We start from the raw sequence: 15,758 nt of genomic DNA, 5'->3' as shown, positions 1-15,758 counted from the left end.
CGCGCGGCGCCCGGGTGGCCGCGCGGCGCCCAGGTGGCCGCGCGGGGCGCGAGTATGCGCGGGAGTCGCGCGTGTCCGCCGCTACGCCACTACGCCGCCAGCGTCTCGTCCGCCTGGGTGGCGACCGCGCCCTCGCGGTCCGTGCCGTACCGCTCCAGCAGGGCGTCCGCCGCGCGCAGGGCCTGTTCGGCCGTCCGCGCCCCGGTCATGACGCAGAGCGTGTAGGTGACGTCGTCCAGTGCGCGGCTGGTACGCCCGGTGGGGCGTACATCGTGTTCGATGCGCACCTCCGCGAACCGGGCCAGTACCGCTCGCAGTTCCCTCTCCGCCGGCAGGATCATGATGCTCCCTCTCCCCCTGAACACGCTCGCGCGGACGGCTGGCCGTCGCCGCGAGAAACAGGCCGCTTGAATGGCGCATGACGCCACTCCCGGTCCGGAGTCGGGTCACGCAGATCCTCAAGTGCCCCGCGCCGGGAGGTCTATGCCACTGCGTTCCGAGATGGCGGCGGCCGGCGGGGAGGGCTGACCCGCGCTCAGCGGGCTTCGTCGGTGGCGAAGTCGGGCAGTTCGGCGGAGAGGAGTTCCGCCGCGCCGTTGTCGAGGAGCTTCTGCGTCTCGTGGGAGCGGGGAAGCATGGTGCTCTCGTAGGCGCGGATCGCCGCGTCGACGGTGGCGTTCTCCGCGATGGCGAGGGCGAGTTCGCAGGCGTCCAGCATGGCGAGGTTGACGCCGACGCCGAGCGGGGGCATGAGGTGGGCGGCGTCACCGAGCAGGGTGACCGTCGGGTTGTGTTCCCAGGTGTGGGGGACGGGCAGGGCGAAGATCGGGCGGTCGACATAGCGGCCGTCGTTGTCGCCGAGGAGCCGGCGCATCCTGGGCGACCAGTCGCGGAAGCGGTCCAGGAGGAGCGCGCGGATGCCGTCGGTGTCCTCGATGGTCAGTCCGGCGGCGCCGATCCAGTCGACGGGCACGCGCTGGATGACGTAGACGCGGATGTGGTCGCCGCTGTTGCGCTGGGCGAACAGGCCCCGGTCGCCGTCCGCGGCGGCGGCGCCGCCCTGGCCGACGAGTTCGGCGATGTCGGCGTGCCGGCTGTCGACGTCGTGGAACCAGGCTTCGAGGAAACTGATGCCGCTGTACTGGGGGACGGCCGGGGAGATGGCCCGGCGCACCTTGGACCAGGCGCCGTCGGCGCCGATGACGAGGTCGGCCTCGACCGTGGTGCCGTCGGTGAAGTGCAGCCGCCTCGGTCCGTCGGCGGGTCCGTCGACGGAGCGGAGGGTGTGGCCCCAGCGCACGGTGCCGGGCGTCAGCGAGCCGAGGAGCAGATCGCGCAACTGGCCCCGGTCGATCTCGGGCTTGAAGCGTTCGCCCGCTTCCGGGGTGTGATGGAAGAGGAGTGTTCCGGCCGGGTCCATCTGGCGCATCTCCTGTCCCTCGGGGCGGGAGATGCGGAAGAACTCCTCCAGCAGGCCGGCTTCGCGCAGGGCTGTCTGGCCGTTGTCCTCGTGCAGGTCAAGGGTGCCGCCCTGGTCGCGGGCGTCGGGTCCGCTCTCGCGGTCGTAGACGGTCGCGGTGATGCCGTGCCGTTGCAGGATCCGGGCGCAGGTCAGGCCGCCCGGGCCGGCTCCGATGAGGGCGACGCGGGGTGTCGTGGTGGTGGTCATGGCGGTGCTCCGTCCGTGTGGCGGGGCCGGTCGGCTCGCCGCCGTTCCAGAAGAGCACAACGACTCACTAAGTGCAACAGTTGCACTTTTGAAGTCGGTCAACCCAAGGGGTAGAGTCCGGGGTATGCCCGAGACAGAGACCTCCCCCACCGCCGCGGCTCCGGTCGGGCGCCGCGAGCGCAAGAAGGCCGCCACGCGTCAGGCGATCGCCGACGCCGCGCTGCGGCTCTTCCTGGCGCGCGGATACGACGACGTCGGCATCCGCGAGATCGCCGACGCCGCCGACGTGTCCACCACGACCCTTTTCAAGCACTTCCCGGTCAAGGAGGCGCTGGTCTTCGACGAGGAGTCCGATCAGGAGGCCCGGCTGCTCTCCGCCGTACGGGACCGGCCCGCCGGTCAGTCGATCCCGGCCGCTCTGCGCGAGCACGCGTTGCGTCTGCGCGTGGCCATCCCCGACGCCGACGGCCGGTTCAGCGCCTTCACGGACCTCATCGAGAAGACGCCGGCCCTGCGGGACTACGTCCAGGCCATGTGGCTGCGGCACACCGACGCCCTGGCCCGCGTCATCGCCGAGGAGAGCGGCCTGCCCGACGGCGACCCCGCCTGCGCGGCGCTGGCCCACTTCGCCCTCGAAGCCCCGCGCACGGCCCACGGCCACGACGACCCCCGCGCCGCCATCGGCCGCGCCTTCGACCTGCTGGAGAACGGCTGGACGGCCGTCGCCTCCGGCTCGCCGCGCCGGGCCGGGAGCGCCGGCCGGGCGCCGGCCCCGGGTGCCGCTCAGGGGTGACCGGGTCGTCGTTCAGGGAGTGACGATCCTGTCCTGCTCGACCGGAGGGGTTCCGTCGTACCAGGGCAGGGCCTTGCCGAAGCGGACCAGCTCGCCGTAGAGGGCGGGGTCGGCCTGGTCGGTGAGGGCGAGGTCGAGCAGGGCTTCGGCGGCGTGGCCGGGCGACTGGGCGTGGCTGAAGTCGCTGAACCAGGGGCGCGAGGTGGCGGTGTCCACCAGGCCGGGGCACACGGCCGCGACGAGGGTCCCGGAGGCGAGGTCGCTTTCCCGGCGTTCGTCCGCGAGCGCTCGTACGGCGGCGACCTGGGCCACCTTCGAGGGCACGTTCAGCCAGACCGGCCAGCCGGCCTCCTGGGCGGTCCCGCTGTGCACGGCGCTCCGCCAGGACTCGACGGCGCGCTCGACCCGGTCGAGGTCCGCGCCGTCGAACAGAGGGTGCAGCCGGGGGTCGAGGTGGCCGAGGGTGCCGAGGGTGCTGGCCACCACGAGGAGGCTGCCGCCCGGGCGCAGGACCGGGGCGAAGGAGCGGAGCACGGCGTGGGTGGCGGTGTTGGAGACGTCGATGAACTCGTCGGCGCGCGCGGCCTGTGACTCGTCGGGCAGCACCCGGGCGACGGCGTTGGAGAACACGATGTCGACTCCGCCGTGGCGGGTCGCGAGGTCCTGGGCCAGGGCGGCGATGGCGGCGGTGTGGGTGACGTCCAGGAGTCGGCCCGCCACCTGGGCACGTGTGCCCGGCAGCTCCGCCACCTCCCGCGCGGCGTCCGCGACCCGCCCGCCGTCGCGGCCGGTGAGCAGGACCAGGTCGTCGGGGTTCATACGGGCCGCCAGCCCTTCGACGAGGGCGCGGCCGAGTCCTTGGTTGGCGCCCGTGACGAGGGCGACGCGAGAAGCGTTCATGTCTCCACGCTAGGAATCCGCGATCCATGAGTCCAACGAAAGTCAGGCACAGCTAGTATGCGCAAACATCATGGACTTCACGGATGTGTCACTCACCGCGCTGCGCGTCTTCCGTGCCGTGGCCGAGCAGGGGACCTTCACCTCGGCCGCCGTGTCGCTGGGCTACACCCAGTCGGCGGTGTCCCGGCAGATCGCGTCGATCGAGCGGGCGGCCGACGCCGAACTGCTGGAGCGGCGCCGGGACGGCGTGCGCCTCACCCCGGCCGGGCGGATCGTCCTGCGGCGCGCGACGGTCGTACTGGACGAGATCGAGGCGACCGCCAGGGAGCTGTCCGGACTGCCGGAACAGGCCGGCACGGTCCGTCTCGGGTGGCTGCCCAGCGTCGGGGCCGTCCTGCTGCCCCGTGCCCTGGCCGCGTTGCGGCGCTCGGACCCGGGTCTGCGGGTGGTCGGCCGGGAGGGCACCACACCCGCGCTCGCCCGTGCCCTCCGGGCCGGCAGCCTGGATCTGGCGCTGCTCGCCTCGGCCCCGCCGTTCCGGCCGCCGGACACCGAGACCCCGCCGCTCGCGCTGCGCACGCTCACGGAACGCCCCCTGCGCCTGGCGGTGCCCGCCGGCCATCCGCTCGCCCGGGCCGACTCCGTCGACGTGGCCGACCTGCGCGGTCAGCGCTGGATCGCGAGTGCCTCCTCGGGCGACGACCGGCTGCTCGGCGTCTGGCCGGGGCTGGACGAGCGGCCCGAGATCACCCATACCGCCCGGGACTGGCTCGCCAAGCTCCACCTGGTGGCCGCCGGCTGCGGCCTGACCACCCTGCCGGCCACGATGGCGTCCGCCGCGCCGCCGGGCGTCCGTGTCCTGCCCGTCCACGGGGGTCCGCAGGAGACGCGCCGCCTTTTCCTGGCCCGGCTCCCCGGTCCGCCGGCCGAGCCCGTCACCCGCGTGGCGGCCGCCCTGCGCGCGGCGGCCCTGGACCTCGAAACGTCGGCCGCGCCTTCCTGAGGGACGGCGCCGCCCGCATGGGTGCGGGGCACGCTGTACGGCAGCGAGGTGTGCGCTCAGCTACACGGGGCGCGGCTCACCTGTCACGGGGTGGCACCTCGCCTGCCACGGAGGATGCGGCTCCCTGCCACGAGATGTGCACCTCACCGGCCACGGAGTATGCGGCCCACCTGTGTCAGTGGTCCGGCTGCCCGCCCCGGTTCTCGAACGCGCGCCGGACGCCCGCTCCCTCGTCCACGACCAGGCCCGCGTGGTCCGGCAGGTCCAGGACCGTGGCGCAGTGCTCGCACAGCGCCGTCCCGTTCCGGGCCGGGACGGCGGGCCGGCTCCCGCAGGCCTTGCACACGCCCATGCCCTGACTCCGCGTATCCAGTGGATCCATCACTGCGCTCCCTTCGACGGCGACGCGGTGACTCCGCCCGCCGCCGGACGGGTGCCCGCAAAGCCCGGCGCTACCCCCTGCGGCGGCACCCCGGACCGGAGGACTGGCCTGCGCTTTCCGGGGAACCCCACGCAACGGGCGCACCGATCCGGGCGTGCCCGGAGCACGGCGGACCGGGCCGAGAGGTGGACGATGGACGACGCTCAGCGCACCTTGCTGGACGGGCTCACGGTCGACGAGAGCAGCCCCGAGCGCCCGATCCTGCTGGACGACTCCGGCCGGCCGATCGCGACCTGGCGGCAGAACCACCCGTACGACCAAAAGGTCGGACGCAAGGAGTACGAACGGCAGAAGCGGATTCTGCAGATCGAGCTGCTCAAGCTCCAGCGCTGGGCCAGGGACACCGGCGCGCGGGTGATCGTCGTCTGCGAGGGGCGCGACGCGGCGGGCAAGGGCGGAACGATCCAGCGGTTCACCGAGCGGCTCAACCCCCGCAGCGCCCGGATCGTCGCCCTGGACAAGCCCACCGAACGGGAAGCGGGGCAGTGGTATTTCCAGCGCTACGCCACCCAGTTGCCCGGGCCGGGCGAGCTGGTCTTCTTCGACCGCTCCTGGTACAACCGCGCCGGTGTCGAGCGTGTGATGGGCTACTGCACCAAGGACCAGTACGACCTGTTCCTCAAGCAGTGTCCCGCCTTCGAGGCGATGCTCGTCGAGGACGGGATCATCCTGGTGAAGTTCTGGTTCTCCGTCTCCCGCGCCGAACAGCGCACCCGCTTCGCCATCCGTCATGTGGACCCGGTACGGCAGTGGAAGCTGTCCCCCACCGATCTGGACTCACTGGACCGGTGGGACGACTACACCCTCGCGAAGATCGAGATGTTCCGGGCGACCGACACCGAGCACGCCCCCTGGACCGTCGTGAAGAGCAACGACAAGCGCCGGGCCCGGCTGGAGGCGATGCGCAGCCTCCTCGCCCGTGTCGACTACCGGAACAAGGACGCGGAGGCGGTCGGGACACCGGACCCGCTCATCATCGGCCCGGCGGACACCCTCCTCGAACCCGGTGAGGAGGACACCGCCCTCTCCCCCACTCCCCTCGCCCCGCACACCGAAGGCCCGGGGCAGCATCCCGGCACCACCGGCTGACACCCGCCCGAAACCGCCCTGGTCAGCGCGGAGTTGACGGCAGGACCAGGATCGCCTGGTCGTCGTCGCCGTGCCGGCCGCCGGTGAACGCGCGGACCGTCTCGATGACGGCGTCGATGACGTCCCGGGCGGCGGGGCGGTCCAAGGGCAGGGCGTCGGCGAGGCGTTCCTCGCCGAGGAGTTCGCCGTCGCGGTTGAGGAGCGCCCGGTTGACGGCGTCGACCACGGCTTCGGGTCCTGGCACGAGGGGGGCGACCGCGCGGGCCGTGTGACGGACGAGGGCGGTGGTGATGGCGGCCATGGCGCCGCGTCCGCACACGTCGCCGACCATGAACGCCCAGCGGTCGCCGGCGAGCGGGAACACGTCGTAGAAGTCGCCCCCGATGCCGAGGCCCTCGCCGGCCGGGTGGTAGTGGGGGGGGGCGATGTCCGCGCCAGGGACCGCGGGCACTTCGGGCAGGAGCAGACCGGCCTGGAGGTCGCGGGCGAGGGCGACGCGCTGGGTGTACTGGCGCGCGTTGACGGCGGCCGAGGCGGCGCGCCGGGCGAGTCCCTCCGCCGGCGCGACGGTGTGCCCGTCGAAGGCGTCCTCCCCCGAGGTGAGGAGCGTGAGGGTGCCCAAGGCGCGCCCGCGGTCGGCCGGCGGTACGCACAGGTAGCCGGTGCCGGCTCAGCCGCCGACGAGAGCCTTGCCGACAGCGCCGACGAACGCGTCCAGGTCCTTGGGCGTACGGGACGTGACGAGGGTGTATCCGTTCGCGCTGTCGCTCACGACCTCCTCGTCGACCCATTCCTTGGCGCCGGCGTTACGGACGTCGGTGCGCACCGAGGGGTAGGAGGTGAGGGTCTTCCCGTCGAGCACGCCGGCTTCCACCAGCGCCCAGAGGCCGTGGCAGATCGCGGCGATCGGACGGCCCGACTCGGCGAACGCCTTGACCGTCTCCAGCGCCTTGGACTCGAGCCGGAGCTGGTCGGCGTTGATGGTGCCGCCGGGGATCAGCAGGAGCTGGTGGCCGTCCGGGTCCAGCGCGTCGAGGGTCGTGGTGGGGGCCACGGCCTCACCGGGGTCCTTGTCGCCGACCAGCGTCTGGATGGGGTCCGCGGAGACGGCGGCGATGGTGACGTCCGCGCCATCCTCCCTCAGCCGGTTGACCGGGACCACCAACTCGTCCTGCTCCACACCGTAGTTGGTGACCAGGACCAGTACGCGGTGACCGTTGAGCGGCTTGTCCGTCATGGTGATGCGGTTTCCTCTCGTTCTGTCGGCGGTGCGGCGTTCCGCGGGGCGCGGTCACGCCGGGGACGGCCGGCGCCGGTGGGGCCGTGCCGGGTGGGCCCGGCCGTCACCGGCGGCAGCCGTCCGTGCCGGGGATGTCACTGGGAGACGGACTGCTTCGCGGCGTCCTTCTCGGTGGTGGCGCCGGCCGTGGCGAGCGTGCCGCCCGCGGTCTCCAGGTGCGCCCGGATGAACCACTGGAACTGCTCCAGGTCACGCAGTTGCTCGATGAGCAGGTCCTCGGTGGCCGGGTCGAGGTCGCCCGCCTTCTTGACCCCGGCCCGCAGGTCCTCGATGAGCCCGGTGTACACGAGGTCGAGCGCTCCGAGGTGGGCGATGGCGTCGGCGCGGCCGACGCTGTAGTCCTCCCACGCGCGTGCCTCGACCAGTGCGCCCGGGGTGCCGTACGCGATTCCGCCGAGCGCGGCGATGCGCTCGGCCACGTCGTCGGCCATCGCCCGGACGCGGTCGACCTGCGGGTCGAGCATCTCGTGGACGGCGATGAAGTGGGGGCCGACCACGTTCCAGTGGACGTGCTTGAGCGTGAGGTGGAGATCGTTGAGGGAGTGCAGTCGCTGCTGCAGCAGCTCGATCAGCGAGCCGGCGTCCTCCACCGTGAGGCCGGGGACGGTGTAGCGGGGGTTGCCCTCGTGAGCCATGGACGTATCTCCTGTTCTTGCACGGTTTGCCCACTCTGGGTACCCGGGATGGGGAGACGCAATCCATCACCCTGGGCACGTACGTACCGGGAGGCGCGGGCCACCTGCCGGGCCGGGTCGGATCGCCCCTGTCAGGACAGCTTCACGGGGTCCGGCGGAGCGGGGCGGTGGCGCCGGGCGGCTCCGGTGCGGCCGGAGACCGGGTCGCGGAGGGCGGCGAGCAGGTCCGCCAGGCCGCCCGGGGCCCGGCCGCGCAGCCGGGCCGCGGTGTGCACGGGGTGCCGGTCGGTGCGGGCGATGCGGTGGCCTGCCGCGGTCAGCCGGAGGACGAGGTCGTGGTCCTCCCCGGTGGGCAGCGGGGCGAAGCCGCCGACCCGCAGATAGGCGGCGGCCGAGACGCCCAGGTTGGCGCCGTGCACGTGCGGGTGCTCCCAGTCCGACGGGTGCGGGCGGGGACGGCGGGTGCGGAAGTAGTCGGCGTCGTGGCGGGCCACGTGCGGGGCGCCGGCGGTGGTGGGGGCCAGCCGGATGGTGCCGAGGACGGCGTCGTAACCCTGCCCGGCCAGCGCGATCTGGTCGGCGAGCCATGTCGCCGGGACGGTGCTGTCGGCGTCCGTCATGGCCAGCCACACGTCCGGTCCGGCGAGCGCGGGCAGGGTCAGGGCGTGGTCGACGCCGGCCGCACGCGCGGCCCCGACGTTGCGGCTCCAGGTGGTCACGACCTGGGCTCCCTCGGCGGCGGCCAGCGTCGCCGTCGCGTCCGTGCAGGCGTCCGCCGCGACCACGGTCACCACGGTCACCGGTGCCACGCCCGCCACGGCGGCCCGCACACTGCGCAGGCAGGCCCGTACGCGCCGTGCCTCGTTGTGCGCCGGGATCACGACGGCGATGGCGGCGGGCGTCACGCCAGGCCTTCCGCGCGGGCCGGCGAGAGCACCGGGCCGGGTCCGGGCCGGTGTTCGTGGACGGTGAGGGTGAAGTCGGGGTCGTCGTAGCGGGCGAGGCGGCGCAGGCCGGTGACGGAGTCGAGACGGTCGGCGATGTCGCGGCCGGTGCAGGTGTGCTCGGGCACCGGGTGGTTCCAGTGCGCGGTGACGAGGTGGCCGCCCTCGGCGAGGCTCTCCGTGCTCCGGCGCAGCAGTCGCGTACGGGTGCCGGTGTCGAAGTAGTAGAGGATCTCCGACAGCACGATCAGGTCGAAGGAACCCTCGGGCCACTCGTCGGGCACCGTCATCGTGCGGACGGTGACGTGGTCCAGGCCGGAGAGGCGCCGTGCGGTGGCGTCGACGGCCGAGGGGACCCGGTCGGTGGACAGCAGGCTCTCGCACCGGGCGGCCAGGTGTTCGGTGAGCACGCCGACCGAGCAGCCCGGCTCGAAGGCGCGCGGATAGCGGGGGCGGGGCAGGGCCGCCACGGTCAGGTCGTACTTGCGGCGGTCGTACCACCGCTCGCCGAGGTGCCACGGGTCGACGGCATCGGCGTACTGGTCGTCGAAGTAGCCGGCGGGTGTGTTCAACGGATCACCGTCTCGAAGGCGCGGGTGTGGTGGGCGATCTCCTGCGGTGGCAGCACCGGCGCGACGCCGGGTCCCCGGGGCTCCAGCTGGCTGGTGAAGCGGGCCAGCGCGGCCCGCTTGCGGGCGACGGCGGTCTCGGTGAGCGGGAGCACGCCGGCGCGGTCCCACGGCACGCGGTCGTCATGCGGGCGCGCCCAGTGCCACATCCATACGGGGTAGGACCACACCGGCACGGCACGGTCGCGGGCGGCCTTCCGCGCGGCCCGTCCCGCCGCCTCGTGGTCGCTGTGCAGATCGCCCTCCCAGGGCGCCACGCACAGCGCGGCCCCGACGGCGTCGAGCAGTTCCCCGATCACGTCCTGGGCCCGGTCCTCGTGCCGGTCGAGGCCGGTGTCCGGGAGGCCGCCGTGCACCGGGGCCGGCAGGTCGCCGAGTTCGCGCAGCGCGGCGGCCAGTTCGGCGCGGCGGCGTGCGGCCAGCGCGGCCCGTCCTGCGGGCGGCAGCGGGCCGTGGGAGGCCTCTCCGTCGCTCAGGCACACCGTGTGGACGTCCCGGCCTGCCGCGAGGAGGGCGGCCGTCGCACCGCCGAAGCCGAGCACCTCGTCGTCCGGATGGGCGGCCACGACGACCACGGGTCCGGCGGGGAGCGTCAAGTGGGGCAGGCGGTCCGGGAGTTGGGCCGCGAGCCATTCGGTCTCGTCCGTGCCGCGTGCGTCGATGGCCGCGGCGGCGGCTCGTCTCGCCTCGTCTGTGGCGGTTTCCACGGCACTCATCGCGTCGCCTCCGGCGCGTCCGAGGTGACCAGGCGGCCCAGTTCGGCGAGGTTCGCCTCGGCGTGGTGCTGGCGGATGTAGACCGTCAGATCGGCGACCGCGCGGGCGTGCCGTTCGTCGTGGCACAGCGGCCCGGCGCCGGTGGCCCGCCCGACGTGGTCCAGGACCTCGGTGCACACCTTCTCGGCGAGGGCCCGCACGCGCAGGCTGCGCAGCCGGGCCTCGCCGCGGGCGTCGAGCGGGTCGTCGTCGATGTCCTCGCCCGCCCGGCGCAGGACCGTGTCAGCCGTGGTCAGCAGGACGTCGACCGCGCCGAGGTGGGCGGCGGCGTGGGCGTTCAGCCGGCCCGCGGCGCCCCGCTCGTACAGGGGCGCGGCGACGGCGTGGGCGCCGCCCAGCCAGCAGGCGGCGACGCCGATGCCGCCGTGCTGGAATCCGGGCCGCTCAAGGTAGCCGTCCACCTCGCCGACCGCCTGGGCGGGCACGTCCGTGAAGGACATCTCCAGGCTGTCGCTGCCCGCCATGCCGATGGCCGGCCAGGTCCCTTCCACCGGCCGCGCGCCCGGGTGGTCCAGGTCGACGGCGAACAGCCGGTAGCCGTCCTCGGCGTCCGCGCTGACCAGGGCGTGGGTGCAGGCGTGGGCGCCGGAGCAGTACGGCTTGACGCCGCTGAGCGTCCACCCCCGGTCGGTGCGGGTGGCGTGGGTGCCGGGGCCCGGCGGGCGCGCGGCCCACACGCCCCATCTCTCGCCGGGGGCGGGCACCGGGTGACCCAGTTCATGCAGGATCGCGGCGGCGTCGAGATGCCCCTCCGCGAGCCGTGCCAGCGACAGGTCCCGGCGTCCCAGGGCCAGGAGTACGGCGAAGCGGCGCGGCGTCGAGCGGCCCGGCAGCGGTACGTCCGCGGCCTCGCGCTCGACGAAGTCGGCGAAGAGGCCGGCCGCGCGCTGTTCCGGCGCGCGGAGGTGATCAGGCATCTGGGACGGCGTGATCATCACGCGGGCCTCCTGCGTACGTCGTCGGGGGTGTCGGGAGGCGTCTGAGTATCCGCAGACCCGGGCTCAAAACACCCAACACTCCTGGTCCGGAAGTCGGCACTCCTGGTCCGGACGTCCTCCGGGCACCGCGCGGCGGCGCCGGGCCGGGTCCTCCGCGACCGGGGTTCCGTACGACACGGGCTACATACGACCCGGGTTCCCTACGGCCCCGGTTCCCTATGGCCCGGTTCCGTACGGCCCCGGTCCGTTGTCGCCCGGGTCTCCCGCGGCCCGGCTGTCGGTCTCGTCGCCGGAGTGGGCGGACGCCGTGTACAGCCAGCATCCGGCAGCACACGGACAGCCGCCACTTCGCGGGTTCGCCGGCTGTGTGACACGTCTCGGTCGGCATACCTCGGCGGAATGGTGGCACCTGGATGGCCGTGGCCTGGCGGCGAGGTGTGGGGGCCGGGCCGGGCCCGGGCTGACCAGGCCTCGGCCGGCCTGGGCTGCCCGGGTGAGCCGCGCCCTGCGGACGGGTGGCAGCCGGTCCGGCGGACCGGCGGACCGGCGGGATGCCTCCGGTCTCCCCTTGGTCGCCGCCCTCACCCCGGTCGCCGCTGACGTCCTCACCCTCGCCCTCGGCCGACGCGTTCGCCCGACGGTTCGGACGAGGCGTTCGGACGAGGCGTTCGGTCCGGAAGCCCAGCTCTGTCCCATCAACTCTGTCAGGAGATCACGCATGCGGATGCGCAGATTCGGCTGGGAGACGGCGACGACCGCCGCCTCCCTGCGCCGGGCGTTCACCTCGGCGGGCCGGGAGCGCGACGCCTGCGTACAGGCGCTCAAGGCGGCTGCCGCCGCCGTCGCCGCCTGGGCCGTGGTCGGTGCCTGGTGGGAGGCGCCGATGGCCCTGATGGCGCCGTGGACCGCCGTGGCCCTGGTCCAGGGCACGGTCTACCGCTCGGTGCGCACCGGCGTCCAGCAGTTCGCGCTGATCACGGCGGGCACCCTCCTCGCGGCCGGTGCCGCCGCGGTCACCGGCGACGTGATGGCGGCCATGGCCCTCGCCCTGCCCGCGGCGGCGCTGCTCGGCCTTCACAACCGCTTCGGCGACCAGGGCGTCTACGCCCCCACCACGGTGATCTTCGCGCTCGCCTACGGGACGCTCTCCGGCGAGGACATGGTGCACCGTCTCGCGGAGACGGCCGTGGGCGCCGTCATCGGCATCTCCGTCAACGCCCTCTTCCTCCCGCCCGTGCATCTGCGCGGAGTGGAGGAGGCGCTCACCTCCCTGGCCCGGGCGAACTCGTCGCTGCTGCGGACGATGGCGCACGATCTGGCGAAGGAGTACGCCGAGGAGGACACGGCACGGTGGCGGAGCTGGATGGCCCGTATCTCCGCGCTGCTGGAAGGGCTGCGCGACGCGCGGGTCTGGAACCGGGAGAGCTACCGCTTCAACCCGGGCCAACGGCTGCGCCGCGGCTTCCGTGAGCCTCCGTCGATCGACCACGACGTCTACTGGGAACGGTTCGTGGACCGGACCTCCGCCATCGTGGACAACCTCGCCGCGGCGGCCGGCGACGAGCGCGGGCTCGCCCAGCCTCCGGCGGACCGGCTGAAGCTGCTGGCGGAACTCCTCAGCGCGGTCGCCGACGTCTGCGAATGGGACCGTACGCGGTGGGGCCTGCCCAGCGACACTGCGGACCGGGCGCGGCGGGACGCCGCCCGGGACCGCGCCGAGCGGGCGCTGGAGAGCCTCAAGTCCGGCCTGGCCGACGAGGACCCGGAAACGGTGGTCACGGTCGGCGCCCTGAGCGCCTCAGGACAGCAGCTCCTGTGTCTGCTCCGTGACGCTTCCGGTATGCCCAGCGGCCAGGGCTGAAGGCTCGGAATGTCACGGGTCTCCGGCAGGTGATGTTCCGGCGAATTCGGGGCAAACATGTCGAGACGAGCAGACCTCCGGACGGCACCACCCGTGAACGCGGTGACGCGTGCGACGTCCCCCTCGTCGAGTCGAGACAAGCCGCTCCGGGTTCTTTGGAGGACCGCGTGGACGACCGCGTGACAGAGCTGGTGGGGGATCTGCGCAACGACGGGACACACCCGCACGAGACGACGCGCCACGGCGCCGTGTTGGACAATGCCGTGGGAATCGTCGTGGCCATGGGCCGGCTGGCGCCGGAGCAGGCGGAGCAGATCCTCCGCGAACTGTCGCGGCACACCGGCATCAAGCTGCGCCACGTCGCACAACTGCTGATCGAGTGGACCCGTACGGGACGGCTGTGCGCCGACCTCCGCACGGAACTGGACCGGCAGCTCGCGGGACACAGGGAGTCTCCGCAGGTCGGCGTGTGAGCCGTCATGCCGGGGGTTCGAGGCGCCAGGCGGACCTCGCGCAGGGCATCAGCCGAAAGAATCCGGTCCGCCACCGCGTCCGCCCGGGCGTCTCCTCATGCCCGGCGGGCGAAGCCGTCGGTCGCGGGCACTTCGGGCGGCGTCGCGGGAACGGCGCGCTCCTCCACGACCTTCGCGAGGCGGGCCAGCATCTTGCGGTGCCTCAACTGGATGAGGACCTCCAGCGGGGCGGTGTGCAGGGCGCCGCCTATGCCGCGCAGCGGATGCTCGTCCACCAGGACCAGGGTGTGCGGGCCCCAGGTGCGTACCTCGATGGCGATCCGCGCCGTGCCGAGACGGCCGCTGTCGGCCTCCAGTTCCAGCCATCGCAGCGGCTCCACCCGGCGCACGACCGTCCGCCCCTCGTACGTCAGCCGGCCGCGCCCCAGGACATAGCCCAGGCGCGAGCCGACCTGCGGCCATCGTTCGTCCAGCGGACGGGATGTTGAGGTCCCCACGACCCATTCGGCGTACAGCCGGGGGTCTTCCAGGACCGCCCAGACGGCCTCGGGCGACCGCTCGATCACCTGGTGTCGAATGGCCACGACAGCCCCCTCGCATAGCGCATCGCGTGTCGAATAGTCGGTGACGAACACTCCGGCGGACTTTCCGGCGGACATTCCGGCGGACATTCCGGCGGACATTCCGGCGACCGGCACATATCGGGCGAGTGCCCCCGTCGGGCGATGGCATGCCGGGGTGTTGCCGGATGTTTCTGTCGCGACGGGCATGACGGGCGCGACCCGCATCGGCGGGTGTGACGGGCGGGCCGTCGGGTGTGGCCTCGCTCTTCCGGTCAGTCCGCCTGTCCGGAGGAGGCGAGGTCCTTGAGGTCGACGGTTTCCCCGGCGGACGGCTTCCGGGGGTTCACCGGCTTGCCGTAGTCGCTGAAGGTGGCGGTGTTGGGGTTCTTCCCGCCGCTGGTGGTGGTGCGCAGGATGTACGGCTTGCCCTCCGTCGCCACGAAGAGCGTCAGCGTCTCGCCGTTCGCCGTCTTCTTCGTCAGCCGGATGGCCTTCTCGCCGCCCACCGTCGTCGTGGACGACTTCTTCAGGCCCTTCCGCTCGGACTTGTCCTCGTCCATCGACGCCACGAGGGCCTGTTTGTCGCACAGGCCCTCGGTCGCGGAGGCGTCGGTGGGCACCCTCACCCACTTGTCCCTGAGTTTCGGAACGAGGGTGTCGCGCTGCCCCTGGCCCTTGAGCGCGTTCTTCCAGTAGCCCTCGTCGCCCCGCAGATACAGCGTGGCGTCGACATGGCGCACCTCGGCCGTCGCGTCGGCCGTCTTTACCGTGCCCTGGCAGTTCTTGCGCCGGTCCACCGACAGATCCACGTCCAGGGCCTCCCCCGCCGTCTGCCGCACGGTACCGGTCACGTGCATCGATTCCGCCTGTCCGGTCGCCTTCACGGCGTCGGCGGCGATCCGGTCGGCGCTCTTGCCGGCGAAGGGCTGGTCCTCGGCCCCGGAGTCGCCTCCGCAGCCGGCCAGCATCAGCACCGAACCGCCGACGACCGCCAGCATCGCGGCACTCTTGTTTCCGCTCATGGTTTCCCTCCCTCGGACGCGACCGCGCCCTCTGTCCGCGTACGTTCTCGCCCCCTGATGGGGGCTGTCGTCACTCCCCGGCCGGAGATGTGAGCACGGGGGTCAGTTCCGTCAGCGCCAGAAGCCGGCCGACGCTCGGCTGGAACGGGCCACCGAGGTGAAGGCGTACGCCGGCGGCCTCGGCCTGGCGCCGTGCGCGCAGCAGGACACCGAGTCCGGCGCAGTCGCAGAAGGAGACCCCGGCGAACTCCACCTCCACCCATCCGGCACCCCCCGCCAGCACGGCTTCCAGCCCGTCCGCGAGCCGAGGCGAGGTCAGATGATCGACCTCCCCCACCACCCGCACAACCGTCCGCCCTTTCGCCCCTCCGACTCCCACTCCCGATCCCACTCCAACGGAAAGCTCCATACGCGAGCCGACACCGCTTCCCTGAGCCATGCGTGGCCGAGTGCCCATGCGAGCGAGGGTTACTCGACCGGGCCGGCCGAGTTCGGGTCGGCTTTTGTCGACGGGCTCGCCGGTCAGGTGTTCCCGGAAGACCGGTCAGGTGTTCCCGGAAGAAGCGGAGCGGCCTGGGAGACGGCGCACCGAGTCACCCGCCGTGGTCCTGTCCGACACCATGACGTCTAGGGCGTGTCGTTTGGATCATGTGGCGGGTCGCGGGGCAGGGCACGCACATCTGCGGCGTTGTCGTCGGTTGCCGACGCTCCGCGTCGTCGC

19 protein-coding genes are annotated in these 15,758 nt (G+C 73.1%); 5 read left to right on the top strand and 14 right to left on the bottom strand.

All coding sequences use genetic code 11. The annotated features are described in order from the left end of the window. Nucleotides 1-89: 89 nt before the first annotated feature. On the bottom strand, nucleotides 90-341 hold the full coding sequence (locus tag AB0912_RS34945) for a DUF5133 domain-containing protein (RefSeq protein WP_366707181.1): 252 nt from the start codon (nucleotides 339-341) through the stop codon (nucleotides 90-92). Nucleotides 342-535: 194 nt separating this feature from the next. Further along, nucleotides 536-1,669, bottom strand: coding sequence for an NAD(P)/FAD-dependent oxidoreductase (locus AB0912_RS34940; RefSeq protein WP_366707179.1), 1,134 nt, complete (start codon nucleotides 1,667-1,669; stop codon nucleotides 536-538). 124 nt (nucleotides 1,670-1,793) lie between these two features. On the opposite strand from AB0912_RS34940, the gene AB0912_RS34935 reads away from it, so the two are divergent. Next, on the top strand, nucleotides 1,794-2,462 hold the full coding sequence (locus AB0912_RS34935) for a helix-turn-helix domain-containing protein (protein WP_366707177.1): 669 nt from the start codon (nucleotides 1,794-1,796) through the stop codon (nucleotides 2,460-2,462). 12 nt (nucleotides 2,463-2,474) lie between these two features. Here the strand turns inward: AB0912_RS34935 and AB0912_RS34930 are convergent, their stop codons facing one another. Then, a complete protein-coding gene (locus AB0912_RS34930; RefSeq protein WP_366707175.1) occupies nucleotides 2,475-3,362 on the bottom strand; it encodes an SDR family NAD(P)-dependent oxidoreductase in 888 nt (295 codons plus the stop codon). A 70-nt stretch (nucleotides 3,363-3,432) separates the two neighbouring features. Here AB0912_RS34930 and AB0912_RS34925 point away from each other — a divergent pair, with 70 nt between their 5' ends. Then, entirely contained in the window at nucleotides 3,433-4,365 is a 933-nt protein-coding gene (locus AB0912_RS34925; protein WP_366707173.1) for a LysR family transcriptional regulator, read from the top strand. A 175-nt stretch (nucleotides 4,366-4,540) separates the two neighbouring features. On the opposite strand, the gene AB0912_RS34920 is transcribed toward AB0912_RS34925, so the two are convergent. Then, a complete protein-coding gene (locus AB0912_RS34920) occupies nucleotides 4,541-4,747 on the bottom strand; it encodes a hypothetical protein (RefSeq protein ID WP_366707171.1) in 207 nt (68 codons plus the stop codon). A 192-nt stretch (nucleotides 4,748-4,939) separates the two neighbouring features. On the opposite strand from AB0912_RS34920, the gene ppk2 reads away from it, so the two are divergent. Continuing rightward, on the top strand, nucleotides 4,940-5,896 hold the full coding sequence (ppk2, locus tag AB0912_RS34915; RefSeq protein ID WP_366707169.1) for a polyphosphate kinase 2: 957 nt from the start codon (nucleotides 4,940-4,942) through the stop codon (nucleotides 5,894-5,896). Between the two features lie 22 nt (nucleotides 5,897-5,918). On the opposite strand, the gene AB0912_RS34910 is transcribed toward ppk2, so the two are convergent. The 7 genes from AB0912_RS34910 to AB0912_RS34880 form a co-directional block, all read right to left on the bottom strand. Continuing rightward, nucleotides 5,919-6,518, bottom strand: a complete 600-nt coding sequence (locus tag AB0912_RS34910; RefSeq protein WP_366707167.1) for a SpoIIE family protein phosphatase — start codon at nucleotides 6,516-6,518, stop codon at nucleotides 5,919-5,921. 48 nt (nucleotides 6,519-6,566) lie between these two features. Next, nucleotides 6,567-7,133 (bottom strand): type 1 glutamine amidotransferase domain-containing protein, encoded by a 567-nt coding sequence (locus AB0912_RS34905; RefSeq protein WP_366707165.1) that lies wholly within the window; start codon nucleotides 7,131-7,133, stop codon nucleotides 6,567-6,569. Between the two features lie 137 nt (nucleotides 7,134-7,270). Further along, nucleotides 7,271-7,831: a DNA starvation/stationary phase protection protein gene (locus AB0912_RS34900; RefSeq protein WP_366707163.1), complete on the bottom strand. Its 561-nt coding sequence runs from the start codon at nucleotides 7,829-7,831 to the stop codon at nucleotides 7,271-7,273. Nucleotides 7,832-7,962: 131 nt separating this feature from the next. Further along, nucleotides 7,963-8,736: a glycosyltransferase gene (locus AB0912_RS34895; RefSeq protein WP_366707161.1), complete on the bottom strand. Its 774-nt coding sequence runs from the start codon at nucleotides 8,734-8,736 to the stop codon at nucleotides 7,963-7,965. Then, nucleotides 8,733-9,347, bottom strand: a complete 615-nt coding sequence (locus AB0912_RS34890) for an SAM-dependent methyltransferase (RefSeq protein WP_366707159.1) — start codon at nucleotides 9,345-9,347, stop codon at nucleotides 8,733-8,735. The genes AB0912_RS34895 and AB0912_RS34890 overlap by 4 nt, the downstream gene beginning before the upstream one ends. Next, nucleotides 9,344-10,120 carry a PIG-L family deacetylase gene (locus AB0912_RS34885; RefSeq protein ID WP_366707157.1) on the bottom strand — a complete coding sequence of 259 codons (777 nt, stop codon included), beginning with the start codon at nucleotides 10,118-10,120 and terminating at the stop codon, nucleotides 9,344-9,346. Before AB0912_RS34885 ends, AB0912_RS34890 begins: the two co-directional genes overlap by 4 nt. Beyond that, nucleotides 10,117-11,115, bottom strand: a complete 999-nt coding sequence (locus AB0912_RS34880; RefSeq protein WP_366707156.1) for an acyl-CoA dehydrogenase family protein — start codon at nucleotides 11,113-11,115, stop codon at nucleotides 10,117-10,119. Before AB0912_RS34880 ends, AB0912_RS34885 begins: the two co-directional genes overlap by 4 nt. A gap of 721 nt (nucleotides 11,116-11,836) precedes the next feature. On the opposite strand from AB0912_RS34880, the gene AB0912_RS34875 reads away from it, so the two are divergent. Then, nucleotides 11,837-12,979 (top strand): aromatic acid exporter family protein, encoded by a 1,143-nt coding sequence (locus tag AB0912_RS34875; protein ID WP_366707155.1) that lies wholly within the window; start codon nucleotides 11,837-11,839, stop codon nucleotides 12,977-12,979. 167 nt (nucleotides 12,980-13,146) lie between these two features. Continuing rightward, nucleotides 13,147-13,452, top strand: coding sequence for an ANTAR domain-containing protein (locus AB0912_RS34870; protein ID WP_366707153.1), 306 nt, complete (start codon nucleotides 13,147-13,149; stop codon nucleotides 13,450-13,452). A gap of 95 nt (nucleotides 13,453-13,547) precedes the next feature. Here AB0912_RS34870 and AB0912_RS34865 read toward each other — a convergent pair whose 3' ends face one another. The 3 genes from AB0912_RS34865 to AB0912_RS34855 form a co-directional block, all read right to left on the bottom strand. After that, nucleotides 13,548-14,036 carry an SRPBCC family protein gene (locus AB0912_RS34865; RefSeq protein WP_366707151.1) on the bottom strand — a complete coding sequence of 163 codons (489 nt, stop codon included), beginning with the start codon at nucleotides 14,034-14,036 and terminating at the stop codon, nucleotides 13,548-13,550. A 251-nt stretch (nucleotides 14,037-14,287) separates the two neighbouring features. After that, nucleotides 14,288-15,037: a hypothetical protein gene (locus tag AB0912_RS34860; protein ID WP_366707149.1), complete on the bottom strand. Its 750-nt coding sequence runs from the start codon at nucleotides 15,035-15,037 to the stop codon at nucleotides 14,288-14,290. 70 nt (nucleotides 15,038-15,107) lie between these two features. After that, nucleotides 15,108-15,446: an STAS domain-containing protein gene (locus tag AB0912_RS34855; protein WP_366707147.1), complete on the bottom strand. Its 339-nt coding sequence runs from the start codon at nucleotides 15,444-15,446 to the stop codon at nucleotides 15,108-15,110. Between the last annotated feature and the right edge of the window lie 312 nt (nucleotides 15,447-15,758).

Origin of the sequence: Streptomyces sp. NPDC007084 (assembly GCF_040703595.1) — a bacterium.
Classification (GTDB): Bacteria; Actinomycetota; Actinomycetes; order Streptomycetales; family Streptomycetaceae; genus Streptomyces.
Note: the sequence above shows the minus strand (reverse complement) of the source record. Positions and strands in the feature narration are given on the sequence as shown.

Excerpts from the sequence above, each read along its gene's own strand:
- AB0912_RS34945 (WP_366707181.1), bottom strand. The coding sequence starts at position 341 with ATGATCCTGCCGGCGGAGAGGGAACTGCGAGCGGTACTGGCCCGGTTC.
- AB0912_RS34940 (WP_366707179.1), bottom strand. The coding sequence starts at position 1,669 with ATGACCACCACCACGACACCCCGCGTCGCCCTCATCGGAGCCGGCCCG.
- AB0912_RS34935 (WP_366707177.1), top strand. The coding sequence starts at position 1,794 with ATGCCCGAGACAGAGACCTCCCCCACCGCCGCGGCTCCGGTCGGGCGC.
- AB0912_RS34930 (WP_366707175.1), bottom strand. The coding sequence starts at position 3,362 with ATGAACGCTTCTCGCGTCGCCCTCGTCACGGGCGCCAACCAAGGACTC.
- AB0912_RS34925 (WP_366707173.1), top strand. The coding sequence starts at position 3,433 with ATGGACTTCACGGATGTGTCACTCACCGCGCTGCGCGTCTTCCGTGCC.
- AB0912_RS34920 (WP_366707171.1), bottom strand. The coding sequence starts at position 4,747 with ATGGATCCACTGGATACGCGGAGTCAGGGCATGGGCGTGTGCAAGGCC.
- ppk2 (WP_366707169.1), top strand. The coding sequence starts at position 4,940 with ATGGACGACGCTCAGCGCACCTTGCTGGACGGGCTCACGGTCGACGAG.
- AB0912_RS34905 (WP_366707165.1), bottom strand. The coding sequence starts at position 7,133 with ATGACGGACAAGCCGCTCAACGGTCACCGCGTACTGGTCCTGGTCACC.
- AB0912_RS34900 (WP_366707163.1), bottom strand. The coding sequence starts at position 7,831 with ATGGCTCACGAGGGCAACCCCCGCTACACCGTCCCCGGCCTCACGGTG.
- AB0912_RS34885 (WP_366707157.1), bottom strand. The coding sequence starts at position 10,120 with ATGAGTGCCGTGGAAACCGCCACAGACGAGGCGAGACGAGCCGCCGCC.
- AB0912_RS34880 (WP_366707156.1), bottom strand. The coding sequence starts at position 11,115 with ATGATCACGCCGTCCCAGATGCCTGATCACCTCCGCGCGCCGGAACAG.
- AB0912_RS34875 (WP_366707155.1), top strand. The coding sequence starts at position 11,837 with ATGCGGATGCGCAGATTCGGCTGGGAGACGGCGACGACCGCCGCCTCC.
- AB0912_RS34860 (WP_366707149.1), bottom strand. The coding sequence starts at position 15,037 with ATGAGCGGAAACAAGAGTGCCGCGATGCTGGCGGTCGTCGGCGGTTCG.
- AB0912_RS34855 (WP_366707147.1), bottom strand. The coding sequence starts at position 15,446 with ATGGAGCTTTCCGTTGGAGTGGGATCGGGAGTGGGAGTCGGAGGGGCG.